Genomic DNA, 26,545 nt, shown 5'->3' with positions numbered 1-26,545 from the left:
ATTTATCCAATATAAACTCTCCGATTGATTGTTATTTTCTGTTAAAAAAACGCTCATTTTTTATCTTTTTTTGCATTTTTTACTAGCCCCCTAGTAGCAATTCAAAATGCGCAGTGATAGCATATTCGCAGACCAGTTAGACTGCCTCTGCATTGTTACTGCCTAACAGATTTTAGGAAGAATAAAAGCACTCAACAGGCTAACATAGGTTTTTTTTAATCTCATATTTTAGAGAGTGATGCCATGTTATTCAAAAAAATCGCTATTGCTGCTGCAGTTGCTACTACTTTAGCTTTCGTTGGTTGTGCTAAAAAAACTGAAGAAGCTCCTGCTGCTGATGCTGCTGCATCTCAAGCTACTGTAGCCGCTTCTGAAGCTACTGCTGCTGCTTCTGCTGCTACTGTTGAAGCTTCTGCTGCTACTGAAGCTGCTGCTTCTGCTGTTGACGCTGCTCCAGCTTCTGAAGCTGCTGCTTCTGCTGCTAAATAATCTTTACGATTATTCAGTACAAAAAAGAGAGCCATTGGCTCTCTTTTTTTATGACTAAAATAAAGTTCAATTCTATAAAAACAATTGTACCTCTCCCTATTCTAAGTACAGAATTGATTTCTAATCCCGATTGTCAATTAAATTACAAAGGGCTGAATCTCTCAAATACTTAGGCTCTACTCCACAAATAACGCTTTTATATACAAATCTTATAGCAAAAAAAGAGCAGATCAATCGATCTGCTCATTTCCTACACGCTGGCGGAATTTCTGCCCTGCGCGGAATGTGACTACACGGCGTGCTGAAATTGGAATTTCCTCGCCAGTTTTCGGGTTACGGCCTGGACGTTCACGCTTGTCACGCAACTCAAAGTTACCGAACCCCGAAAGTTTAACCTGTTCGCCCGAGATTAGCGCTTGGCTAATCTCATCAAAGAACAATTCGACCATTTGTTTAGCTTCACGACGGTTTAAACTCGTGAGCTCACTTAAATGATCAGCCATTTCTGCTTTTGTTAGTGCTGTCATGAAGCCCTCAATGTCGCTTGGTAAGTGTTTTCCAACACTTGAAGGATATTATCCATACCTGATTTAATTTCAGCATCTTCCAATGTACGGCTTGGATGCTGCCAGAGAAGGGCAAATGCCAGTGAGCGTTTCCCTTCTTCTACCCCTTGTCCAGTATACACATCGAATAACCATGTCGAGTCTAGCAGCTCCCCACCTGTTTTTTCGATAAGTCCCTGAATTTCGCTGACATTAATCTTATCACTAATTAAAAGCGCAATATCACGTCTTACTGATGGAAAACGTGATAATTCTGTAAAATTAGATACATAAGTTTGCAAAACAGCCTTTTGATCAAGTTCGGCAACCCAAGTCATGCCCAAATCAAGTTCGTCTTCCAAAGAGGGATGTAAACGACCCAGATAACCAACAGACTGACCATCAACCAGAATTTCAGCTGATTGTCCAGGATGCAACCAGCTACGCTCTGAACGAACATATTCCACTTGAACCCGTCCAGCTGCCAGAATTTCCTCAACTTCACCTTTTAAGTCAAAGAAATCCATCGGTAGAGCCTTACCATGCCAAGATTCAGTTGTTTTAGCACCGACTGCAATTAAAGCCAAAGTCGGAATCTGTTTTAGATCATGAATGCTTTGTGCATCCTGATAATCAAAACGTAAACCCAGTTCAAAGAAACGTACGCGGTTTTGCTGACGGTTAATATTGTATTGCACACATGGAATCAAGCTGGATAACAAAGTCGAACGCATTGCCGCCAGTTCGCTTGAAATCGGGTTGGCCAACATCAACGGATTGACCGCAGGATTCAACTGTTTTTCAAGTTTAGCATCGGCAAAGCTGAAACTGATCGCTTCCTGATAACCTAAAGTCACCAGGGTTTGACGAAGTTGTGGCAATTCAAACTGATCTTGATGTTTGGCAAGTTTTACATCAATCACTGGCAAGCTGATCTGAATGTTGTCATAACCATGAATACGGGCAACTTCTTCAATCAGGTCTTGGTAAATCGCCATATCGTAGCGATGTGATGGAGGAACTACAGTCCACTCACCTTGTGCTTTTACAGTCACCACACAACCTAAGCGTTGCAGTGCATCGGTAATAAAGTCAGATTCAACTTTGTAACCCAATAACTGATCCACTTGAGCTTGATTCAGCTCAATCGCTTCACGTTTTGGTAAAAGCTCCGTTTTTTCTGCAACAGTAATTGGACCAAACTCACCACCAGCAAGATCAGCAATCAGCTGTGATGCGCGGTGCATGGCAATAAGTGGTAATTCAAAATCTACGCCACGTTCATAGCGCTGAGATGCATCGGTATGTAAACCAAAGCTACGTGCACGACCCGCAATATGTAAAGGCGCAAAGAAAGCAGATTCCAGGAAGATTTCCGTGGTTTCATCGGTAACAGAAGAAGATAAACCACCCATGATGCCGGCAATTGCCAATGCTTTCACATCATCAGCAATCACCATTACATCATCAGATAACTCAACTTCTTGTTCATTGAGCAACACCAGTTTTTCAGCAGTAGTGGCTTGACGTACATGCACTGAACCTTGAACCTTGCCACCATCAAATGCGTGTAATGGTTGACCCAATTCAATTAAGACATAGTTGGTGATATCGACCAAAATGCTGTGCTGACGGATACCTGAACGAGCAAGTGCACGTTCCATCCATACCGGGGTCGCTGCTTTGGTATTGACGTTTTTAATCACACGACCCAAGTAACGTGGGCAGCCTTCTGTCGATACTACAACTTTCTTTTCATCTACGATGGTTGCAGCGACTTCCTTGATTTCAGGTGCAGTCACAGCAAGCTGGTTAATGACACCAATTTCACGTGCGATACCACGAATACTGAAACAGTCACCACGGTTAGGCGTGATACTGATATCAATGACATTGTCATCAAGGTCTAGATATTCACGGATATTCATGCCAACGGGTGCATCCGCAGGTAGTTCTAGAAGGCCATCAATTTTATCTTCAAGATCAATTTCAGAAGCACCACACAGCATACCTTGGGATTCGATACCACGAAGCTTACCTTTCTTGATTTTGAAATCACCCGGTAAAACTGCACCAATGGTGGCTACAGGTGCTTTCATGCCAGCTCGTACATTCGGTGCACCGCAGACAATCTGTAAAGGCTCACCTGAACCGATGTTGACTGTAGTCACACGTAAACGGTCTGCATCCGGATGCTGTTCTACAGTGAGTACTTCACCCACAACCACACCCGTAAATGGTTTTGCCGCTGGCGCCAGTTCATCCACTTCCAAACCGAGCATGGTGAGTTGGTCAGATAAGGTATCGCTGTCAATTGCTGGGTTGACCCAGGTGCGTAACCAATTTTCGCTAATTTTCATTTCTATAAAAACCTATAAATCTAATTTTTTGAATCCCTCTCTAACTCCAATCATTTCACGGAGTTCTCTCCTTTTTTAAAGGAGATGAGAAGCACTGCTTCGCAAGAGAGGTTAATAAATTCGTTTAAGCAAATTGGCGTAAGAAACGCACATCATTCTGGTAGAACATACGCAAATCATTAATGCCATAACGCAGCATGGCAAAACGCTCTACACCTAAACCAAACGCAAAACCTTTATATTTTTCAGGATCAATGCCTGCTGCCTGAAGCACATTCGGATGCACCATACCGCAGCCTAAAACTTCTAGCCAACGACCGCGTTCATCCATGATATCCACTTCAGCACTTGGTTCAGTGAATGGAAAATAAGATGGACGGAAACGGACAGTTAAATCTTTTTCAAAGAATTCGTTCAGCAAGTTCACCAGCAAACCTTTCAGTTCTGCAAAGCTGGTGTTCTCAGCCACGTATAAACCTTCAATTTGATGGAACATTGGCGAATGCGTCTGGTCAGAGTCACAGCGATATACACGACCCGGGCAGACAATACGAATTGGCGGCTGATTCTTTTCCATAGTACGCACTTGCACACCTGAAGTGTGGGTACGAAGCAAGTGGTTGGCATCAAAATAGAAAGTATCATGCATTGCACGTGCAGGGTGATGACCCGGAATATTCAACGCTTCAAAGTTGTGATAATCATCTTCAACTTCAGGGCCTGTCGCAACAGTGAAACCGGCTTTGGTAAAGAACTGGCAAATACGTTCTTGCACTTGAGTCACAGGATGAATACTGCCTACGCTTTGACCACGACCCGGCAAGGTAATATCAATCGTTTCGCTGGCAAGTTTTTGTTCTAGTGCAGCTTTTTGTAATTCGGCCTGGCGTGTGGTTAATGCACCAGTGATGGCTTCACGCACAGCATGAATTTTTGCCCCGAAAACTTTACGTTCTTCAGGGTTCATTTTACCCAGTGCCTTGGATTGTTCCGCGAGCTGGCTTTTCTTCCCTGTAAATTGCACTCGTACTTGATCGAGTGTAGCAAGGTCCTCTGCTGCTGCAATCGCAGCGAGCGCTTCAGTGGTCAGGGCTTCCAGTGACATAGTAACTCTCAAAGCAACAATTTAAAAATATAATAAAACCCCATATTCTAACAGTTTTTAAGCGCATTGATGAAGTTCCCTGTAGAGGAAAAATTAGATTGGCAACCATATTTAGAAAAAGTATAAGATAAAGCCAATATTTATGAGATCAATAACAATGGCACTCGATCAGATTTGGAAACAGCAGCTTACTTTGGTGACCTATGGCAATGAATATCTCAGCCAGAATCTGAGCTTTAATCATTGGGTACAACATGCCATTTTTAACCAGCACAATTTGCGTTTCCGAGATCTGCTGTCACAACATTTATTGGCACAACATTTTCAAATCTGGTTGGAAGGTCTAAAAAAACAGGGAACGCTGCGCATCAGCCTGCACAGTTCCAGCCTGCTCAATGATGAACAGAATCCAAATGCCAATGTTGAACTGCTAGCCATTCCACATTTTATTGTCAGCCATGAACAAAATAAGAAAACGGCCTGGATTTTCGGCAAGGAATTGGCGGAGTGGTATAACGCAGATCATGACTATGCAGCGCCCAAGCCACAACAGGAACAGTGTCGTCAGGAAACCTTCTGGCGTTTCGAGCTGAATTCAAAACTGGCAAAGCGTATCGATGCCGATCTGCAGCAGCCGAAGTGGGATGACATTCAGATTTATACCAACAACGAATTATTTGACAGCAAGTTTGCACAGGGCTTTATCGAGCCTGCCAATCGTGATTTTCCATATTATGGAATGCCGCAAACTGCAACGGAAAATGCCGATGGCTCCCCATTATCCGAGAGTAAATATCTGCCTTTACTGCCAAGCGATTATCAGGCGGATTATGCACATACCACACTGCATCGCCTGGAAGCATTATCCAGTTATATTCAGCAAAAACAGCAACATCCCTATCATGCGGATGGCAGTGAACTGACAGCAGAAGAGCAGCTAAATCTACGCCATTTCTCGCAAAAACTGGATGATTTAACCGCAAAATTTATAGTTAAAGTTGCCAATCATTATCAATCCGCACGATTGACCAAAGTTGAAGTGGCCAATCCACTAGATGGTGCGCCAAGCACTCCGCATACTGCCCCACAGGTGAAAAGCCATCCTGCTCATACCTCGCACAAGGTCGGTACATCGGGCGTGATTAAACTGATTCTGCTGACTATTGTGATTTGTGTATTGGCTTATTATTTTGGACTTTAATTTTTATAAGCTTTCAAAATCTGGATGAACCCGATCCAATCGCATCGAGTTCATCTTTTTATGGGCTTCTAATTTTTATCGTGATTGAGTCATTGCAATTTTTTAGGCTTTTTTAGTGCCAGTTTTTTTAACACTTCTGATACTGCTACCATAGCAAAACTTGAAGTGACCACCACTGCCGAGCCATAACCACCACAGCGCAAGCCGGCACTGGCACAAACTTCTGCGCTAGAGAACGGATTATCTATAGAATAAACGCAGGTAATGCCGAATTTTTCTTTCGGCTTTTTACAAATACCTTTGGCACGTAACTGACTGCGCAGTTTCGCCAGCATCGGGTCCTGTTCCGTCTTAGACAAATCGGCAACCCGAATTTTTAACGGATCCAGCTTTCCGCCAGCCCCACCCGATACAATCAGCGGAATTTTATTAAAACGGCAATGCAGCATTAAAGCCAGTTTGGCTTTGACATCATCAATACAGTCCAGAACCACATCAGGTTTATTTGCTAATAGTTCTTTGACATTGTCCGGGGTTAGATAATCATCCACCACGTTAATTTTGATCCGTGGATTAATTGAATAACAGCGCTCGGCCATCACTTCTATTTTTTCCCGACCCAAGGTCGAACTCATGGCGGGCAATTGACGATTAATATTCGATGCCGCGACTACATCCATATCAATCAGGGTCAGCTCAGCAATGCCGGTACGTGCCAAGGCTTCAACCGCCCAGGAACCCACGCCGCCAATCCCGATCACCATCACATGGCTGTGTTCGTACTGACGAAAAGCTTCATCTCCATAAATTTTTTCTACCCCGGCAAAGCGGCGCTCATATTCATCATCTTCAGGAAGATCAGTCATTCGTCATCTAACAGCTAAAAAACACCGACGCATTTTATCAAATTCCGGCTCAATTCGATAATCTATCTCTTTCGCATCATTCAATAACTGTAGCAGACATAAAAAAAGAGGCTTTCGCCTCTTTTTCTTTGAACCCTGTTCAGTCCTCTTTCATCACTGTTTATACCCTCTTTATTTTTCTCCCAGAGGGAGAAATAAAAAGCGTGATGAAAGAATCCTGTTACTTATTCATGATAAAGAAATATTCACGGTAATATTTGAGCTCTGCAATGGAATCACGGATGTCATCCATTGCCAGGTGTGAGGCATTCTTTTTCAAGCCACTCATAATTTCCGGGCGCCAGCGTTTTGCCAGCTCTTTTACTGAAGAGACGTCTAGGTTACGGTAATGGAAATACTGTTCCATTTCCGGCATTAAACGGTGCAAGAAACGGCGATCCTGGCAAATCGAGTTACCACACATCGGGGATGATTTTGGATTGACCCATTTTTTCAAGAATTCGAGGGTTTGCTGTTCGGCATCTTGTGCAGTCAATTTACTGCGGCGTACCCGTTCGATCAGACCTGATTGTCCATGTTGACGCGTATTCCATTCATCCATCGCATTTAGTACGCGATCCGACTGATGCACAGCCAGCACCGGCCCTTCCGCCAGAATATTCAGGTTATCGTCAGTCACAATCGTTGCAACTTCAATAATTTGATCGTTATCCGTATCCAGACCTGTCATTTCCAGGTCAATCCAAATCAGGCGGGTATCAGGGGTGCTGCTCATAAATGTGCAATCTTATTGGGCTTAAAAACGACTATAGTAGCAAATTTATTGCAACTTGGCTGTAACTCCGACCCCGCTTCATGCTATTTTTGCCATTCTTAGTCCATGCTTTTTTTAGGATATGAATGGCTTTAATTCGTAAACGTCGTTTAACTGAACAGCAGCAACGTCGCATTCAGAAACAGCATCAAACACGTCAAGAAGAACCCGACACTTCAAATGATTTAGAAGGCCTGGTGGTTCAACATTATGGCCGTCAACTTGAAGTGCAAGCCTTATCAACACCCGAAAACCACCCGAGTAAACCTGTCGTTGCAGCAGGTGAACCCGAACCGTTCTGGAAGCCGATCGAAGTCGGCAGTGTATGGCGCTGTCATACCCGAACCAATCTGGAAGCACTGGTCACAGGTGACCGGGTCAAATGGCAGGCCGATCCGAATACCGGACTCGGTATTATTACCGCCATTCATCCACGTAAATCACTGCTAACCCGCCCTGACCGTTATCACAAGGTTAAACCTGTTGCGGCCAATGTCAGCCTGATTGTGATTGTGTTTGCCTCTTTTCCGGAAGTTGCCCCCAGCCTGATTGACCGCTATCTGGTGGCCTGTGCCGATGCCGAAATTCCAGCTTTACTGGTACTAAATAAAGCAGATTTAATTCAGGAAAATGACCCGATTTTAGACTTGGTCAAAGAATATCAGGCCTTGGGTTATGAAGTGATGCAAACTCAATCTGATGGCGATTTAACTGAACTGGCAAAACGCCTAGCCGGTGAAACGGTCGCCTTTGTCGGTCAGTCCGGTGTCGGCAAAAGCTCGCTGATTAATGCCATGGTTCCCGAAGCGGCGCAAAAAACCAATATCATTTCGGAAAACTCGGCGCTGGGTCAGCACACCACCACCTCTACCCGTTTAATTGCCTTTGGTGAAGGTGCAGCACTGATTGACTCTCCGGGAATCCGTGAATTTGGTTTATGGCATCTGGACCTGGCCAAAGTGCAGCATGGCTTTCCTGAAATTGAAAATTTGCTGGGACATTGCCAGTTCCGTAACTGTACCCATAAACATGAAAAGCAATGTGCTTTGCGTCAGGCCGCTCAATCTGGTGAAATCTTGCAACGCCGTTTAGACAGTTATTTGCGTTTAATGGATGAAATTACTGAAGCGCAGCAAAAAAATTAATTTTTCTTAACCCTTAGCCCTTGAAGCGGTGATTTTGATCGCCATATTTATAGGCTATACTCTACGCAATTTTGAAATTGTAATTAGGTGACTTGTGGAACGTTGGTTCGAATTTATGGGGAATCACCCCTTCTTGTTTGGAACACTCGGGGTGTTGGTTGTTTTGTTCTTTATTTTAGAAGGACAACGCAATGGCCGTAAAATTTCACCACAATCTTTAGGTATTTTAGTCAAAGCTAAAAATGCCATGCTGATTGATTTACGTGATGCCAAAGATTTCCGTGAAGGTCATATCAGCGGTAGCCGTAATATTCCCTATAGCCAGATTAGTAGTCATATTGAAGAGTTAAAATCTGCCGATCGACCACTGGTGTTCATTTGTAACCTGGGTCAAATCGCAGGCTCAGCATTACAACAAGTGGGGCATGCTGACAGTTACCGCCTGGATGGTGGAATCAATAACTGGAAAGTTCAAGGCTTACCCCTGATTAAAAGCAAATAATACGCTTGGAGATTTTGAATGGCTGAAGTAATTATTTATTCCACCACCGTATGCCCTTATTGCATTCGCGCAAAGCAACTTCTTGAGCGTAAAGGCGTGGCTTATAAAGAAATTAACTTATCTAACGAAGCGCCTGAAGTACGTGTGGAACTAATGCAACGCACTAACCATCGTACTGTTCCACAAATTTTTATTAACGACCAGTTTATTGGTGGTTTTGATCAACTTTATGCTTTAGAGCGTGAAGGAAAACTAAACGAACTATTGGCTTAACCCTATATTAAGTCAGCTCTTCATATTAAGGATTAAAGAATGAGTGAACAACAAGCTCAACCACAATTAGCACTAGAACGTATTTATACTAAAGATATTTCTTTTGAAGTACCTGGGGCACAAGTATTTACCAAAGAATGGCAGCCTGAATTAAATATCAACCTGTCTTCTTCTGCAGAAAAAATTGATGCAACGCATTACGAAGTGGCATTACAGGTGGTTGTTCAGGCGAACAACGCAGGTGATACTGCATTTATCGTAGACGTGACTCAAGCAGGTATTTTCCTTATTGATGGCGTTGAAGAAGAACGCCTTCCATATATTCTTGGCGCTTATTGCCCAAATATCCTGTTCCCGTTCTTACGCGAAGCAGTGAATGATATGGTCACTAAAGGCAGCTTCCCGCAATTGCTGCTTACACCAATTAACTTCGATGCTGAATTTGAAGCAAACATGCAACGTGCGCAAGCGGCCGCTGCTGAAGGCCAGGCTTAATCGCTTAAGCTTCAATATAAAAAAGACCGCATTTGCGGTCTTTTTTATTGGTTTTTTTAAAGCCTCCCCCTTTACCAAAGGGGGAGTGAGGGGGATTTTCTTACTATCCCTCTTTATGAGAACAGTACCCTTCATTTCCCTGTGGAAGAGGGGTTGGGGGAGATTACAGAATCCCTCCCAACCTCCCTTTAAAAAAGAGAGGAGCTTTTAGATGAATTTATTCACCATCCATCATTAAATCGGCGCTCATACCCACAGTATTAAAGCCGGCATCAACATACATAATTTCGCCAGTAATACCATTAGCCCAAGGTGAGCACAGGAATAATGCCGCATTACCGACATCTTCAATGGTCACATTACGTTTCAGTGGCGCAACTTTTTCATTCAGGTCGAGCATTTTACGGAAAGACTTGATACCTGAAGCTGCAAGAGTACGGATTGGACCTGCCGAAATGGCATTTACGCGAATGCCTTCTGCGCCAAGGCTTGATGCCAAATAACGCACACCCGCTTCCAATGATGCCTTCGCCATACCCATAACGTTGTAATTTGGCATTACACGTTCAGAACCTTGATAAGTCAAAGTCAACAAACAGCCTTGGCGAACTTTTAATAAAGGTTTTGCAGCACGTGCCATGGCAATAAAACTGTATGCACTGATGTCGTGGGCAATGTTAAAACCTTCGCGGTCGGTAACATCGGTAAAGTCACCATCTAAAGTATGTGCTGGTGCAAAACCGATTGAATGAACCACGCCATCCAGACCATCCCAATGTTTTGCCAATTCTGCAAAAGCCTGGTCAATTTCAGCATCTACTGCCACGTCACAAGGGAAAACCAGTGTTGAACCGAATTGTGCAGCAAACTCATCAACACGTTTTTTTAATTTTTCATTCGGATAGGTAAATGCCAGTTCAGCACCTTCACGATGCAAGGCTTGAGCAATACCAAATGCAATGGATAATTTACTTGCAATACCCGCGATGAGAAAACGCTTACCCGCCAATAGTCCTTGTGCCATGTGAATCTCACTCAAAATAATTTAGCAGCATAATGCCAAGTCTGAAGCATTTGCGAAATTGCATAATGCGCCTTTTTTTAACATGTTGTGTAAAAATCAAAAAAAATGCTCCACCATTGCGGAGCATTTCTGAACTGATCGTACTATCTAGCTCGCTTTCATGGATAAAAGGATTAATCATCCCCTTGTAATAAACCCAGCAAGCGCAGGAAGGAATAATACATCCAGACCAAGGTCGCCAATAAGGCAATACCACACAACCATTCCATCGCTTTTGGCGCATACTGTGCAGCAGATGATTCGATCAGGTCAAAATCGAGTATCAGGTTTAAAGAAGCAATGACTGCGACAAATGCAGCAAAACCAATCCCCAGCCAGTTGCTTTCAAAAATATAGGGAATACTGGAACCAAAAGCCAGCCCCATAACCATTTGCACCACAAATACAATGGCAATGGCAATCGAAGCGGACATCACTACAGCTTTAAATTTTTCTGTGGCACGAATAATCTGGAAGCGGTATAACCCAAACATGACCAGTGTGGTAACAAAGGTTGCAAGCAAGGCTTGTAAAGGTACACCTGGAAATTTCAGCTGAAATACAACCGAAATTCCCCCTAAAAATGCCCCTTCAAACAGTGCATAAGGAATGGCTAATGTTGGGGCGGTATTCGGCTTGAATGTGACGATGAGTGCCAGGATAAATCCACCAATCGCTCCCACCATTGCGGCAGCATAAGCAATGGATATATTCAGGGTCAGAAAGCTATATAAAAAGAGTGATATACCGACTACAGCAGCAATTACTGTCAATATCACCGACTTCTGGATGGCACCTTGCACCGTCATGGCATGGTTAAAATCACTCTGGGTTTCGACCCGGGTTAAAATAGGATTATTACTTTGCATAATTCCCTCATTATTGTCATTTAGATTTTTGAATTAGTATAAAACGCATTTAAGAACAGAAAATGAATCTTTGCAACTTTGCATAAAATATCGCTCAGACAAGCAAGCCAATTCATGGCGCAACATGTCATTAAAAACCCATACTGATGGATAAAACCTGCTTTTACAATATTTTTCAAGATGCCAACTTTAAAGCATCCAGGGAGTTTTGCCAGAGTTTTGCCGCAAGCATGGTCTGGTCCAGATTCAGCGATTGTGCCAATCCATCCAGAACATAAGGTAAATTGACTGGCGTATTGCGGGTTCGATGTTCAGTGGAATTTTGACAGCATAAGGGAGTCATATCCGGACAGTCAGTTTCCAGAACCAGGTGTTCAGCACCAATCGCCTGAACCACCCGATGCAGTTTTTTGGCATTGGGATTGGTAATTTGCCCAGTGACGCCAATTTTAAAGCCCAGTTGAATAAAGGCCTTGGCTTCTTCTATTCCGCCACTAAAGGCATGGGCAATTCCACCCAAGCTAAATTGCTGCTGTTTTAATATCGCCAGAGTTTCTGCATGTGATTTGCGGATATGCAATAACACCGGCTTATCAAACTGTTGCGCCAATTCCAATTGTGCAGCAAAAAAATCTTTTTGTTTCTGAAACATGGCTGGCTGCTTGTGCTGTGCTAAAAAGGTATCTAAACCAATTTCTCCCACTGCAACACAATCTTCATTTTTCAACAATGATTCTAAATCGGCCAGATGCGAAGTGTGATGCCGTTCAATATAAACAGGATGTAAACCCGGTGCTAAATAACTTTGTGGAGCATCCTTTAATTGATTTAGAAAATGCTGCGTGTAAAGCAGATCCTGAAAACGCGACTGAACAAAACCTATCAGAATCAAGCGTTCTACCCCAACTGCTTTGGCCGCATGCGCCAGTTGCTCCCGATCGGCATCGAAATCGGGAACATCAAAATGGGTATGGGTATCAAACAGTGAATAAGACATTAAGATTGGGCTTTATTTGCAATAGGTGTACTTGCCGATGCAGCATCATTTTTGACTTCAGCCTGAGGCAAGTACTCTTTCTTCAGTACGGTTTGCAACTGCTCATAAGGAATGGTCAAACGTGGCAATCCCACCACATAAGGCCCAATTTCATATTCGCCATATTGCAAAATCAGACCTTGAGTGGATAGGTAGAAATTGTCCGATAAAGTAAATTTCCACGCCTGTTCGTATTCTTCAACGCTATTTGCCAACTTGGAATCAATAACCCAACGTTTAAACTCTTCATGGGCTTTCTGTTCCAGTACAGCTTTCTGCTTGGGCGCCAGAATATCATCCAACTCGACCAACTTTTTCTTTTTCAAATCAAAGTTATAATAATACTGTGAGGATGAACCATGTGCGCCGCCCAGATAACTGCTGGAATTTAACACCACAGTTGCCAAAGGTTGGCCTGCATTGAGAATCTTCGGCTTGATCATCAGGCTAATCTGATGATTGGCACTTAACGCTTTCAGTTCTTTATCCAGCGATAAAAAGGTCTGTAGATAAGGCGCCACCTGTTTTTCCAGTTTCTGTTTCGGCGTTTCAATAGTTTCTGATGCAGCAGCTTCAGATGCCTGAGCTGGATTTAAATCTTTCGAATTTCCGCTTGCTGTAGTCGCCTGCTGCTCTGACTTCAACGATTTCGGCGAAATATCTAAAATTTGATCCAGCTGCTTTAAAACTTGTTGATCAATAAATTCATCAATAAATGCCTGGTTACTGGAAAGACGCTCGACATTTATTTCAGGACAACTATTTCCATCACATTCAGGCAAATTTAAAGTCAGCTTTTCCGTGTCGCCTGCCAATGTTAAAACTTCGGCTTGAGCAGCTTGCGATTGGGCTACTTTGTCCTCTTTTTTAGGCTCAGGCTGTTTAGGTTGGCATGCACTCAAGGCAATTGCCGCCGCAACAACACTGAGGGTAAAGATCGTTTTATTTTTTAGCATCATCTAACCTATAAACTTAAATCTGGTAAATGGACGTTCACTCAATGTCTGAATTGATTACCGATAACTAAAACATATGCTGATAAGCGTCAGCTTTCAATATCTGCTTGGTTTGTTCTTTGGTTAAATAAATATCCAGCTGGGCACCATCTTTAACAATTTCATGGGTGCGATAATGCAAACCGATACCTTCCTGATCAAAAAACCAGTCTGCCTGTCCCCAGTACAGTTTCTTTGGCGCTTTCTGTTTGACTTCAGCCTTTTGTTGCTTTAACCATTTTTGATAAGCCTGCTGCACAATGCTATTCATGGCACTTTGCTGTTTCGGCTCAATCACATCTAATACAGTCAGCGCTTTCTGTGTTTTACGGTCAGCCACAAAGAAGTAATATCGCTCTTTTACTTTTACTTCTTCTTGCATCGTGTCAACGCCTAATTGCATCAGCACATATTGATTACGCTGATAGGCAATTCGGGTATACATTGACAGTTCATAGGGCTTATTTTTGGCAAATTCGGTCTGCCAGGCATCCGACTTTTTCACATAGGCATTTACGGCCTGCTGCAGGCTCATGTCCTGTTTTAAGCCAATTTGATCTTGAATAACCTTGGCTTGACTCTTGGCAATCCAGTCATTTAACCAGGCATCTTCGGTATGTACCGTTTGAATACTCAGGTCTATACAGTTCTTGGTTTCGCAAAAAGGCAAGGCAATTTTTGCCGGCTGTTCCTGAATATTTAAATACGGCAAGACATCCGCCTGCTCGGTTTTAAATACCGAAGTTGGCGACTGTTCCTGATCTGGTTGTTTGGATTCTTGTTTTGAAGCATCACAGGCACTGAGCATCAGCCCCATGACGATTACCGATGCAGCCCCGAGTTTCCCGTTCATGCTGACCACTCTTTTTCTCAAGTAATTCATCTATCTTTATGATTCTAATAGGGCAGTTGACACTTCATCTATGTTTGCGACGATACATATTGATGAAATGTCATCAACTCCCTAAAAAAACAGCTTCATAAAGAAGCTGTTTTATTGGTTGTCTTAGTGTTCACGGGTATTACGGAACACGATATCCGGATAACGCTCCTGCATCAGCTGCAAATTCACCCGGCTTGGTGCAAGATAGGTCAAGTGCCCCCCCCCATCCACTGACAACTGATCATGGGCTTTTTTCTTGAATTCGTTGAATTTCTTCTCATCTTCACAAGACACCCAACGAACGGTATTGATGCTGACCGGCTCGTAGACACAGTCCACTTTATACTCTTCTTTCAGCCGGTACGCGACCACTTCAAACTGCAGCACACCGACTGCACCCACAATCAGGTCATTGCTGTTTTGCGGCATGAACACCTGGGTTGCACCTTCTTCTGAAAGCTCTTTCAGACCTTTTTGCAGCTGTTTCGACTTCAATGGATCTTTCAGACGCACACGGCGGAACATTTCCGGCGCAAAGTGTGGAATACCTGTGAAGTGCAGATCTTCACCTGAAGTAAACGTATCACCAATCTGGATGGTACCGTGGTTATGCAGACCGATAATATCGCCAGGCCATGCTTCTTCCAGATGCTGACGGTCGCCTGCCAGGAAGGTTAAGGCATCACTAATACGCACATCTTTACCCAGACGCACATGCTTCATTTTCAGGCCTTTTTCATATTTACCTGAACAGATCCGCATGAAAGCAATACGGTCACGGTGCTTCGGATCCATATTGGCCTGAATCTTGAAGACGAAACCACTAAAAGCTTCTTCAGTGGCGTCTACTTTACGGTTTTGTGTTGGATGCGCTTTCGGCTCCGGTGCATATTCACTGAATGCATTCAGGACATGATCCACACCAAAGTTACCCAATGCCGTACCAAACAATACCGGAGTTTGGCGACCTGCCAGGAATGCTTCACGGTCTAATGGTTCATTGGCCATTTGAACAAGTTCAAGAGACTCTTCAAATGCTGCCCATGCCAGTTCCCCGACTTTTTCACGCAGGTCCGCATGGTCATAACCATCACGCACTTCAATGTCGGTAATCACTGAACCGAAACCGGCTTTATAAACGTAGAATTTTTCTTCGATCAGGTTATATACGCCAGCGAAATCACGGCCGGTACCGAGTGGCCAGGTAAGTGGCACACATTTAATTTTCAGAACGTTTTCAATCTCATCCAGCAGCTCTAAAGGCTCACGGATTTCACGGTCCATTTTGTTGACGAAAGAGATGATCGGCGTATCACGCATACGACACACTTCCATCAATTTAATGGTCCGTTCCTCGACACCTTTTGCCCCATCGATCACCATCAGCGCTGAATCCACAGCAGTCAGGGTTCGGTAAGTATCTTCCGAAAAGTCTTCGTGCCCCGGGGTATCCAGCAGGTTGATCATCTTGTCTTTAAACGGGAACTGCATTACCGAGGTGGTGATCGAAATACCACGTTCCTTTTCCATTTCCATCCAGTCCGAAGTCGCCGCACGGTCAGACTTACGGCTTTTCACCATACCAGCAACCTGGATCGCCTGACCCCATAACAGCAGTTTTTCTGTCATGGTGGTTTTACCGGCATCGGGGTGGGAAATAATCGCGAACGTCCTGCGAGTCGCGACTTCTCTAGCGAGTTGCTCTTTAAACATAGGAAAAATCTTCAATATGTACACTGTTTTGTACACACGTATCAATGTGTATCAAGCCAGTGAAGTGATAACTTAAAATTGGCGCAATTGTAGCAGATTTATAGTTATTGTATCGGGCTGTTGTGATTAAAGCACTTTGATCACCACTGATAGACGGTTCATATCTCTAGATGGCATCATTCTATCCCCTAGCGATCTATTCAGTGAAAATTAAGAAAAATTGCTGTAGGAATAAAACTGCTGTTCATACATGAACATCATCAGCATGAGGGAATGATTCTACACAACAATAAAAGCTGTAGATAAACAAAAGCCCGGATGATTTCACCCGGGCCCAATTAACACTTAAACTATTCTGCTTTCTTCACACCAGTGACATCAACTTCTACCCGGCGATCCGGCTGCAAACAGGCAATCAGTGTTGCAGTTGCCTTATTGCCCACACAACTGGTGGTTTTAGGCTGACTTTCACCGGCACTTGCCACTTCCATCGCCACATTCACACCTTGGCTCATCAGATAATCCTTGACCGTGGTTGCCCGGGCTAGGCCCAGACGCTGGTTGTAGCTTTCCGAACCAAGACGGTCAGTATGACCAGTAATACGAATCTGTTCAATCCGTACATAACCATTACTGATGCGGCTCGCCAGTTCATCCAGCTGACGGCGTCCTTCAGGTAACAGATCCGCAACAGTGGAACGGTCGAACTTAAATAGGGCATCCGCAGACAGTTCCACACGCTCCATCTGTACAGGTGCTGGTGGAACCACAACTGGTGCAGGAGCCGCTTCTACCGGTGGACACCATTTATTATCAACATTCTGCAAGCTGGCACACGCTGTCAAACTAAGCAAAGCTGAAGCCACACATGTCATTATCAGTTTTTGTTTCATCACGATTTCCTTCTATTTCATGCTTGAATGATCATCCCCGGCATGGCATCTACCGGGAATGACCTGCTTCTGAATTACCAGCTGTGTTTCAGACCAATCGTGCCGGTGTAACCATTACGGTCTTCACCAGACAGCTCTTGCTGATAGCGTGCATCTGCATAAACATAGGCAGATGTGGCAATCGGCAACTGCATCCCTAAACCAAACTCACCCCAAGTACGGCTATAGTCTTCATTCAACTTGTCACGGCCAATATTGACATCGGTCGGTTCAATAAAGTCGCTCAGTACATTGGCAACTGCATAGAAAGTTTTGGTACGGTAGTCTGCAGTCGGTGCGTTATACGCCAAACGCGTACCGATACGGCCTCTCAGGCTGTGTTGATCATCCTGATCTACATGTGCACTGCCATCATTGAAGTCTTCCAGGCTAACAAACTGATAAGACAATTGAGCCTGTGGTTCAATCAGCCAGTGGCTGTTGCCCAATTTGTACGGACGACCTACCTCAGCGGATAAACCAGCACCCCAACCGTCCTGATCAGCATTATGACCATCACGAGCTTTATATTCGTTTTGCAAATAAGACACTTGACCAACTAAATCCAGATAGCTGCCATTTTTGTCGTAATAAGTCGAGTACAATCCTACACTTGCTGCATCGGTAGTGCCTTCACCGGTAAATTTATCTGCAACGATCTGTGCATTTTCGGCGCGGTATTGGTCAAAGAAGTCGATCTTGCTTTGGCCATAGCCCAGCATGAAACCAGTATGACGACGTGAACCATTGTCCGGATTGTAGTTGACTGAAAAATCATAGCCCAGTTGCGCTACGAAGTTATCCATTTCCATATCCAGACGATTATCACCCGTTAACTCGGTATTGCCGCCACGTACTCGTGCCCATACCTGGTTGCCCTGAGTTTCCTGGCATTCACCACACTTGTCCCAAGCCCAGGTCTGCTGCTCACCGACACGATCATGCAAGGTGCCCAGCATGTCATAGCCCAGCAAGGTGTTGGCATATGGCATTTGGGTATAGCCCGATACTTCCGCTTTATAGATTGGAGTACCTTCTGCATTCAAGGCATTCAGTGTCCAGCTATATTCCGTCCCTAGTTCATTTGATATTAGTTGACCTTCACCAGCATTTGACGTTCCTGCCATTCCAGTAAATGTACCACCACCTGTTGGATCTGTAACAATGACCGTCGGAAGTTGAGTGATCTGATCTGCCGCAGTGACATCGCCTAAACCGTTAATCGCGGTCACATGGGTATTCCCTGTTGCAGTCCCATTAATCACAAGTTGATCTGATGCGCCTGTAGCCAGATTCACATCTACGATTAAATCTGAACCAGCAGCATAATTCCCTTCAACGGTTAACGTGTTGACAGGTGCTGCATCACCACGATGCAAGTCGATAGTACCAAAATTGTTCACATTCGCAGTTACTGTCGATGCAAGGGTGCCTGGTGCCAACGCGAGCGTACTACCCTCTTCAATATTCAATGTACCTGTTGTAGTTGGCGCGAGCATCATGATTGTTGGCACAGGCTCAGAATCACCTGATAAATTAAGATCACCACTCAGACTAAAGACTGCACCATTCTGCACATTAACGGTTTCCCATCCTACCAGTGCGACATTACCCGCTGCACCTGGCAAGATAGGCTTATCAGGATAAGTCACTTCGGCTGGCTCTTCGGCTGAAAAACCCGTCAAATCCACACCGATATTTAAGGTATCCGCTTGCGAACCACCGTCCAGATAGCTAAGTTCTGAAACATCAGTTCCTGCTTTCAGGCTCAGGGTATCTGAACCAGCTTCCATCCAGATATCACCGACTATTTTACCGCCAGTTGCAATCAGCGTATCGTCACCTGCTTTCAGATTAATACCACCGATTAGCGTACCACCTTGCTGATTAACCGTTTCGTCACCAGCGCCACCTAAAATGGCGTACATATCTGCCAACTCCCAATTCGCAGGATTTTCTGGTTCGTTAGGGAAAGGTAAATCACCTTCAACTGGGACATAATCTCTAAAAGCAGCCGTAATATTTGCAGTATTGGTAATTTCAGCAGCACCCGCGGTATTGACGCGAATACCATTACCAATAGCACTGATTATATTTCCAGATGTATTGACGACAATTTTGTTGGCATTCACAAACTCGGTGCCATCATCATTATGACCACCTGAGTGAGCATAGATTCCATCTTCATAGGCCAACAAATCACCTGAAGAATTTACTGTAACGGTTCCACCGCCAGAATGGGCATGAATCGCACGTCCACCATTGCTAATATCCTGCATGGCGGTTGAACTATTGGCATAAACCACTTCATTATTGATAGGCTCAAGCGTTGCAGCCACAATATTAGCAGCATTATTGACAATCACGTTACCACCACCGGAATGGGCATGAATGCCGGATTCAGCAGCTTGAATCGAGCTACCATCAGCGGTCGCGACAGTTACAACACTTTTATTTCCCGATGCTAATCCATCTTCGCCTTTATAGTTGCTAGTATGGGCATGAATACCACTTTCACCAGCAACAATTTGCGCAGTTGAAGCCAAATTCACTGTTACATCGCCTGCGCCAGCATGCGCATGAATACCGTTACCGCCAGAATTAATCGTGCCAGCCATCGCTACAGTGACATCACCGGCTTCACCTTCCGCAGCGATACCACCATCACCAGCACCAATGACTGCACCCGCATCCTGACTAATACTTACGGTTCCCAAGCCACCTGCAACTCCCTTAATTCCAGCACCGCCAGCCGCAATGGTACTCGTAGACAGCTGTGTGATAGAAATGGCTTGTGGCGTTTCAGGATAAATTCCTGTTGGTGATAGAGTATCGACATAAACACCATGACCACCACCGGCGGTCACTACAGCTACTTCGCGGGTATCCCCGGTGGGCTCCATGACCTGAAGATAAACAGGATCACCATTTTCATCAAATACAGGTTTGTCGTGTTCAATTAACTGGACATAGACAGGATTATTGAACTCATCAACAACCAATTCACCATTTCCATCGGTTTGCTGAACATAGAGAGGATTGCCGCTTCCATCCACAGCAGGGCCTAATACATTTCCGGTATACGTGGCACCAAACACACGATCTGGAGTATTGATATCTCCCGCAATGGTTACGTTCACATTACCGGTCTGGTTGGCTGCATAAATACCATGTGCAGTACCTGTAGCAGTCAAACTACTTTCAGCACCTAAATGAATTAAAGTATTGCCTGCATCGGCAGCTTGCCCGACAGTTCCAAATGTACCATTGCCAACAATCTGTACAACACCGGCAGGAACAGCGGCGAGCTCTAATTCACCATGCTTGCCTTTGGTGGTCTTGGCCATATCGGTGGCATTCTTATCCAAATAGGCCTGCTGTGCTTGCGTTAATGTACCGCTTCCATCTCCCAATAAATTGAAAGCAGTTGATGCATAGTTATTGGTAGCTTCCAGCGATGAATAATTAAACTGCGCGCCATTGGCCACGACAATGGTTGAATCTGGTTGAGGATCTGGCAAAATTTCAGGATAAGATCCAATTTCAGCATCAATCGGCCCTACAACAACAGGCGTTGTTGCAGAAGTCAGAGTAACGCTCGCATCACTTCCATCTACAATAATTTGTGAATAACTGGCTGCTGGTAAATCAACTGCAAAAGCTGCAGAGCTGCCTACGGTTCCCGCCACAGCAAGGCTGGTCGCCAAAATGGTTTTTGCTAAACGTCCCCGGCTGCGCTTGCCCTTTGCCTGTGCTAGCTCACTAACAGCCACCCATGTACCTAATGCTTCATTATATATACAACGATAAATCTTATTCATAATCTAGTCCTCTCAACAAAATGAGGTGGAAATTAGATGCCTTTGACCAGCATCCTTTTTTTCTTAAATTGAAACGTTTTATTTAAAAGTTAATGATTTCGTGAAAATACATTTAAAGATTACTAAAGTGTTTCCTTCACTTTTTATTCATAATGTTTACAATTTAGAGCTTTTCCAACAACACAAATATGGCTTTTTGTATCATTTTTAGACAAAATCATCTAAGTCACCTAAATCGGAAACAATACTTTAATTTTTTGTAAAATGTATAAATTTCAACCATATACATTATCTCCGACTAAAGTTGCACAAAAAAGTCCATTGAATAAAAAATAATTATATTTATTTATATCAACAACTTAGTTAAAAAATAACTTTTTAAAGATGATTGGAACTGGTAAAAGCAATCATTATTATTTTTATCTTATATTTGTAATGCTGACATTTTATTCCATTGTAACTAGACCAAATCAAAAGCAGCTGAATATAGTTGAAATATAAAGTGGATTTTCAAACTACTCTTCAGCCAGACTATGAATTTATCAAATAAACTTAATGATATTATTCACCCTAGGTGGGAAATAATGGCAAATGTACGTCGCTGAGCGACCTGCACCGCTAACTCATCTTTAAAACTTATGGAAAATACTTACTGCAGAACCAGAGTGCTCAAGATCAAATACGATCAATATGAAAAATTGACCATATTGCAACAGATCATAAAACTTTTGAAATAAACTAAACCTGTTCAACCCGCATCAATTTTAAGTAAATAGTGCCTTGTCCATTGTTTCCAGACGGTTCACATCCATTGGCATTCCCAACAGAAAACCCTGCAATTGCTGACAGCCTAAACGGGTCAGGATGTCTGCCTGCAAAGGTGTTTCAACCCCTTCTGCAGTGACCACCAAACCCAGTTTTATGGCCAGCTGGATAATACTTGCCAGAATGATTTCATCTTTTGAGCCGACTGCCAGATCCCGGATAAATTCCCGGTCTATCTTCAACTCATCCACAGGCAGGTTCTTCAAATATAAAAAGCTGGAATGCCCGGTTCCAAAATCATCAATCGCCAGTTTAATTCCCATCTGACGTAAGCGCTCAAAACTCCGAATGGTAGAGTCCACGTGATGCATAGCTGTCGATTCTGTAATTTCGATGGCTAAATGATTAGGATTAATCTGATATTGAGCAAATAATTTTTCTAGTGTTGTAAACAGATGTTTATGTTCAAATTGTACGGCGGATAAATTCACTGCGACTGGAAAATAGTTGGAATCGGTCTGTTCCCAGATTTGAATTTGCTTACAGGCTTGCTCGAGTGCCCAATAGCCCATTTGAATAATCAGCCCGGTTTTTTCAGCCCCCGCGATAAACATGTTTGGCGTCAACATTCCCAAGCTTGGATGATTCCAGCGGATCAGGGCTTCTACGCCGCAAATGGCATAATCCCCAGTGGTAAATTTGGGCTGATAAAACAGAACAAATTGTTGTTCTTCAACTGCTTTATATAAATCATTAATCAGCTTGGTCTGACTTTTGGTCTCCTGCTGATCAGCACTGTAACTAAACAGCGAATAGGTATTTCTCCCTTGATATTTCGACGTCAACATGGCTGCATCCGCATTAATCAGTAGATCCTGCAAATTATTACCATGATCGGGATACAGGGCGATGCCAATGCTGCTGGAAATATTGATCTCTTTACCGGCAATCAAAAAGCTGTCCTGGATTTGTTCCAATAACTGCTCGGCCTTTTCAACTGCATGTTCGAGGGTAGCCTGTTCCAGCACCATCAAAAACTCATCTCCCCCTAGACGAAGCAGTTTTTCGTTTGGTTTCAGATTCTGCTGAATGCGGGTCGCCAATTGCACCAGCAACTGATCACCGATATGATGCCCAAATACATCATTGACCGCTTTAAAACGATCTAAGTCGATATAGAGAAAGGCAATTTTATCATCCCTGTAACGATGATCGGTAAATAAAAAATGTGAATATTCCGCCAGGAATAAACGATTGGGCAACTTAGTTAAATTGTCCTGCACAGCCTGATTGGCCAGTTCACGATTGGCTTTAGAAAGCTGTATATTTCGGATTTCCAGTCTTTGTTCCAGCACAGCGACACAAAATGCAGCGAGAAAAATTAAACTGGTGACTAAAATCACACTTAATAAAATTAATCCCTGGCCAGTTTGATAAGGTGCAATCTGTTGATCTGCAGAAACTTCATAAAAAGCGATTGCCCACATACCGACATAGTGCATCGCGACAATGGTTAGCGCCATCATCAATACCAGAAAAATCTTGATCATCAGCTTTTGCTGTACTGCATTTTTATATTTAAAAATAAGCCAGAACGTTAAACCTGAACCTGCAATTGCAATTAAAACAGAAAAAATTGTCAGCAAAGGATCATAATAAATCCGATGCTGATTGATGATCAGCGCCATCATGCCAGTATAGTGCATTCCGGCACTACCTATTCCCATCAGTACCGCACCTAAAACAAGCCGGCCGAAGGGTAAGGTTTCTCGTGTAGTCAACCAAATGGCAAAAGTAGATGCAATGAACGCAATAATATAGGAAACAAAAGTAAGACTATAATCAAAAGAGTAATCTGCTGGTAAATGACAAGCGAGCACACCAGCAAAGTGCATACACCAAATTGCAGCTCCAAGCATCAGACCACTGATGATGAGAAGCATTTTTTCATATTTCTGACGCAGGCCACGGAATAATAATTGTTCGAATGAAACAGTAAAATAACAGACCAAAATAGTAACAACTATCGAAGCAATCACCAGACTAAAATCATAATGTATATGAACCATATTCAGTTCCGTATAAGGTATCTTTCTTGTTTTAATCCACGTGATTGATACTTTTCATACAAGCAAGAAAATTTTTATCTTTAAAGAGTGGTTATAAAAACAATCAATTAAAACAAGAATCTAATACTATTCCATTTTGGTCAAGTGATAATTGCTCTATTCTTTTTTATTTCTAATGTATTCATTTTACAATAGAAACATAGTTCAACATTTTTATCATTATCCTCACACCGTTCATATTTTTAAAATCATTTTAAAACTAATGCCTCTGTTTGCTCATGCATCAATAAAAAGCCAGTCAGATCAACTAACTGGCTTTTTCGGAAAATTTAAATGAAAAATACCAAATTACAGCGCCTACTGGCCAGCAGCCTTAGTGGATTGTAATTTTGCATAATCTAATAAAATATTGGCAGATTCCATAACAAAGCTTTCTTCTTCGGGTAAAGCAGGTCGTTGTGTTGCTTTCATTTTCGCACGCGACTCGATTAAAGCATCCATTGAGGCTTGATAACTTTCCCAATTAGCATAAGGCTTTTGCCCCGTCAGGCTGCGGCGCTGATTTTCCGCCTCTAAAGTTTTCTGCTCAAGTGCGTTCAGCTCGGCTTTGCGCTGATCAATATCCAGCACTACACGCTTTTGCTCATCGGTTTTTTTTGCAATCGCTTTACGTTGCTCCAGATATTTAAATTGCGGATCAACACTTACACGCTGTTGTGACATTTGTGCCAGATTTTGCACATAAGGTTGTACCGAACCTTCACGCTTAAATGGTGCAGTTGGAATGGTATCCCATTTCAAGGCATTCTTCGCCTTACGCTCGCCAAACTCTTCATTGTAGATATCAACCAGCTTGATATCAGGTACTACCCCTTTATTTTGGGTACTTCCACCCGTAACACGATAGAACTTACGCTGGGTCAAGGTTGCCTGACCATAGGCCAAAGTATCCAGTTGAACCTGGGCTGTACCTTTACCTGTGGTGGTACTGCCAATCACGATACCACGCTCATAATCCTGAATAGCAGCAGAATAAATTTCACTGGCCGATGCTGAAGCCAGATTAACCATGACCGCCAGTGGACCGGCATAGGTTTGTGCACCACCGTCATCGTCCTCAAATACGCTGACATTGCCATTACCGTCGCGAATTTGCACCACTGGACCAGATTTGATGACTTGTCCCAGCATACGTGCAACTTCTTCCAGCGAGCCGCCCGGGTTATTACGCAAATCGATAATAATCCCTTCTACATTCTTGGCTGCCAGGCTTTTTAAAGCATTGTTGGTGTCTTCAGAAACCGAACGATAATCCGCACCTGCACGGCGCGCACGATAATTCAAATAAAATGACGGAATTTCAATTACACCAAAGGTATGGTTTTTGCCATCCCGTTTGATCTCAACTGTACGTGAACGAACACCCGCATCTTCTTCCTGAATGACATCACGCACCAGGCTGACTGTACGTGCCTGCCCCATTGATGCACCCGCACCCAACAAACGTAGACTCACCTTGGTTCCACGCTTGCCACGGATCAGGCCGACCACTTCATTACTAGCCCAACCGATCACATCGACCATTTTATCGCCGTCTTGTGCTACACCAATAATACGGTCTCCCGGTTTAATCTGACCTGATTTGCTGGCCGGACCACCTTCAACAATCGTTTCAATCTTGGTGTAATCTTCATTACCGCGTTCAGGACGAATCGAAACCCCGATCCCCTCTAGCTGCAAGGTGGTTTGACGGTTCAATTCCATCGCATCAACCGGCGGGAAATAATTGCTATGCGGATCATAGGTCAGCATCATCGCATTCAACGTCTTGTCGAGAACATCATCACTTTTAACACGGGTAATGCGTTCAAGTTGACGGGTATAACGCTTGGTCAAGGTTTGAACTGGAGTTAAATCTTCAGGGCTAGCCAGATCCTGACCATTGGCCAGTGTCGGATCATCTTTTAAGGCTTTTTGCTTCGCAGACTCTTCTTCTTTACTAATGTTTAAGTTGATGAGTTGCGATACCAGCATTTTTTGCCAATGTGCGCGCTGCTCTGCTGCGGACTTGAAATAAGGCGCTTTTTCGCGATCAGTATCAATATAGACATTGGTTTGTTTCAGGTTTTGCGGCTTTTTCAATTCCGCCAACATGAACTCATAAAACTGTTTCAAGCGGTCACGATATTGGGCATGAATCAAGTAAGGGCCTGATAAATCGCCTGCTTTTAATGCTGCACCAAAATTTGCACCATACTTTTTCTTATATTGTTCAACTTCAGATGCCAAAAATAATGAATGGTCTGCATCCAGACTATCTAGATAAAAGTCAAGAATACGATTGGAAGTCGCCGCGTCTAAACGCTGATTTAAATAATGCTGACGGTCAACCAAAGTCGCCAATTGGCGTGATACAAGGGCTTGTTCCTGCGTTGGCTGAATGCTTTGAGAAACTGCAATGGTATTGTTTGCAGCAATTGCCTCATTTACTACATGAGTAAAGAAAAACCCTCCAGTCGCAATTGCAACTGCACAAGCTAATGATTGAAGTTTCATAAATAATTCGTACTTCCTTGGTCTTTGACCAATATTACAACGTCGTTT

Annotated in this window: 21 protein-coding genes; 6 read left to right on the top strand and 15 right to left on the bottom strand. The window is 43.5% G+C overall.

Annotation, left to right across the window (positions count from 1 at the left end; translation table 11 throughout):
* Positions 1–243 precede the first annotated feature (243 nt).
* A complete protein-coding gene (locus FTU91_RS03000) occupies positions 244–489 on the top strand; it encodes a hypothetical protein (RefSeq protein ID WP_086197464.1) in 246 nt (81 codons plus the stop codon).
* A gap of 230 nt (positions 490–719) precedes the next feature.
* Here FTU91_RS03000 and FTU91_RS02995 read toward each other — a convergent pair whose 3' ends face one another.
* From FTU91_RS02995 to pheS, 3 genes are all read right to left on the bottom strand, one after another.
* On the bottom strand, positions 720–1,016 hold the full coding sequence (locus tag FTU91_RS02995; protein WP_086197465.1) for an integration host factor subunit alpha: 297 nt from the start codon (positions 1,014–1,016) through the stop codon (positions 720–722).
* The gene (pheT, locus tag FTU91_RS02990) at positions 1,013–3,394 is read right to left on the bottom strand and encodes a phenylalanine--tRNA ligase subunit beta (RefSeq protein WP_180080913.1); all 2,382 of its coding nucleotides are present in this window, start codon (positions 3,392–3,394) and stop codon (positions 1,013–1,015) included. The genes FTU91_RS02995 and pheT overlap by 4 nt, the downstream gene beginning before the upstream one ends.
* Positions 3,395–3,518: 124 nt before the next feature.
* The gene (gene pheS, locus FTU91_RS02985; protein ID WP_180080911.1) at positions 3,519–4,499 is read right to left on the bottom strand and encodes a phenylalanine--tRNA ligase subunit alpha; all 981 of its coding nucleotides are present in this window, start codon (positions 4,497–4,499) and stop codon (positions 3,519–3,521) included.
* 157 nt (positions 4,500–4,656) lie between these two features.
* Between pheS and FTU91_RS02980 the strand changes: the two genes are divergently transcribed.
* Positions 4,657–5,700 (top strand): hypothetical protein, encoded by a 1,044-nt coding sequence (locus FTU91_RS02980; protein ID WP_180080909.1) that lies wholly within the window; start codon positions 4,657–4,659, stop codon positions 5,698–5,700.
* 89 nt (positions 5,701–5,789) lie between these two features.
* Here the strand turns inward: FTU91_RS02980 and FTU91_RS02975 are convergent, their stop codons facing one another.
* The gene (locus FTU91_RS02975; protein WP_180080907.1) at positions 5,790–6,566 is read right to left on the bottom strand and encodes a ThiF family adenylyltransferase; all 777 of its coding nucleotides are present in this window, start codon (positions 6,564–6,566) and stop codon (positions 5,790–5,792) included.
* A gap of 220 nt (positions 6,567–6,786) precedes the next feature.
* On the bottom strand, positions 6,787–7,341 hold the full coding sequence (orn, locus tag FTU91_RS02970) for an oligoribonuclease (protein WP_086197470.1): 555 nt from the start codon (positions 7,339–7,341) through the stop codon (positions 6,787–6,789).
* Positions 7,342–7,466: 125 nt separating this feature from the next.
* Between orn and rsgA the strand changes: the two genes are divergently transcribed.
* The 4 genes from rsgA to secB all read left to right on the top strand — a co-directional run bounded on the left by rsgA (position 7,467) and on the right by secB (position 9,795).
* Positions 7,467–8,525, top strand: coding sequence for a small ribosomal subunit biogenesis GTPase RsgA (gene rsgA / locus FTU91_RS02965; protein WP_180080905.1), 1,059 nt, complete (start codon positions 7,467–7,469; stop codon positions 8,523–8,525).
* Positions 8,526–8,619: 94 nt separating this feature from the next.
* On the top strand, positions 8,620–9,027 hold the full coding sequence (locus FTU91_RS02960) for a rhodanese-like domain-containing protein (protein WP_092820866.1): 408 nt from the start codon (positions 8,620–8,622) through the stop codon (positions 9,025–9,027).
* Between the two features lie 18 nt (positions 9,028–9,045).
* Complete coding sequence (gene grxC / locus FTU91_RS02955; protein ID WP_086197473.1) at positions 9,046–9,300, top strand: glutaredoxin 3; 255 nt, start codon at positions 9,046–9,048, stop codon at positions 9,298–9,300.
* A 39-nt stretch (positions 9,301–9,339) separates the two neighbouring features.
* Entirely contained in the window at positions 9,340–9,795 is a 456-nt protein-coding gene (gene secB / locus FTU91_RS02950) for a protein-export chaperone SecB (RefSeq protein WP_180080903.1), read from the top strand.
* A 217-nt stretch (positions 9,796–10,012) separates the two neighbouring features.
* Here secB and FTU91_RS02945 read toward each other — a convergent pair whose 3' ends face one another.
* The 10 genes from FTU91_RS02945 to FTU91_RS02900 form a co-directional block, all read right to left on the bottom strand.
* The gene (locus FTU91_RS02945) at positions 10,013–10,819 is read right to left on the bottom strand and encodes an enoyl-ACP reductase (protein WP_086197475.1); all 807 of its coding nucleotides are present in this window, start codon (positions 10,817–10,819) and stop codon (positions 10,013–10,015) included.
* 173 nt (positions 10,820–10,992) lie between these two features.
* Positions 10,993–11,727 carry a Bax inhibitor-1/YccA family protein gene (locus FTU91_RS02940; RefSeq protein WP_180080901.1) on the bottom strand — a complete coding sequence of 245 codons (735 nt, stop codon included), beginning with the start codon at positions 11,725–11,727 and terminating at the stop codon, positions 10,993–10,995.
* 175 nt (positions 11,728–11,902) lie between these two features.
* Entirely contained in the window at positions 11,903–12,724 is an 822-nt protein-coding gene (locus FTU91_RS02935) for a TatD family hydrolase (RefSeq protein ID WP_180080900.1), read from the bottom strand.
* Positions 12,724–13,719 (bottom strand): RsiV family protein, encoded by a 996-nt coding sequence (locus tag FTU91_RS02930; protein WP_180080897.1) that lies wholly within the window; start codon positions 13,717–13,719, stop codon positions 12,724–12,726. Before FTU91_RS02930 ends, FTU91_RS02935 begins: the two co-directional genes overlap by 1 nt.
* A 67-nt stretch (positions 13,720–13,786) precedes the next feature.
* Positions 13,787–14,611: a hypothetical protein gene (locus tag FTU91_RS02925; protein ID WP_180080895.1), complete on the bottom strand. Its 825-nt coding sequence runs from the start codon at positions 14,609–14,611 to the stop codon at positions 13,787–13,789.
* Positions 14,612–14,764: 153 nt separating this feature from the next.
* Complete coding sequence (locus FTU91_RS02920) at positions 14,765–16,354, bottom strand: peptide chain release factor 3 (RefSeq protein ID WP_180080893.1); 1,590 nt, start codon at positions 16,352–16,354, stop codon at positions 14,765–14,767.
* A 350-nt stretch (positions 16,355–16,704) separates the two neighbouring features.
* Entirely contained in the window at positions 16,705–17,247 is a 543-nt protein-coding gene (locus tag FTU91_RS02915) for an OmpA family protein (RefSeq protein ID WP_086197481.1), read from the bottom strand.
* 74 nt (positions 17,248–17,321) lie between these two features.
* Positions 17,322–21,107 carry an autotransporter outer membrane beta-barrel domain-containing protein gene (locus FTU91_RS02910; protein WP_180080891.1) on the bottom strand — a complete coding sequence of 1,262 codons (3,786 nt, stop codon included), beginning with the start codon at positions 21,105–21,107 and terminating at the stop codon, positions 17,322–17,324.
* A 764-nt stretch (positions 21,108–21,871) separates the two neighbouring features.
* The gene (locus FTU91_RS02905; protein WP_086197483.1) at positions 21,872–23,941 is read right to left on the bottom strand and encodes a bifunctional diguanylate cyclase/phosphodiesterase; all 2,070 of its coding nucleotides are present in this window, start codon (positions 23,939–23,941) and stop codon (positions 21,872–21,874) included.
* Positions 23,942–24,298: 357 nt separating this feature from the next.
* Positions 24,299–26,497 (bottom strand): carboxy terminal-processing peptidase, encoded by a 2,199-nt coding sequence (locus FTU91_RS02900; protein WP_180080889.1) that lies wholly within the window; start codon positions 26,495–26,497, stop codon positions 24,299–24,301.
* Positions 26,498–26,545 lie beyond the last annotated feature (48 nt).

This window comes from Acinetobacter sp. YH12201 (assembly GCF_013418145.1).
Taxonomy (GTDB): domain Bacteria; phylum Pseudomonadota; class Gammaproteobacteria; order Pseudomonadales; family Moraxellaceae; genus Acinetobacter.
The sequence above is the reverse complement of the archived record's forward strand: the minus strand, read 5'-3'. Positions and strand labels throughout refer to the sequence as shown.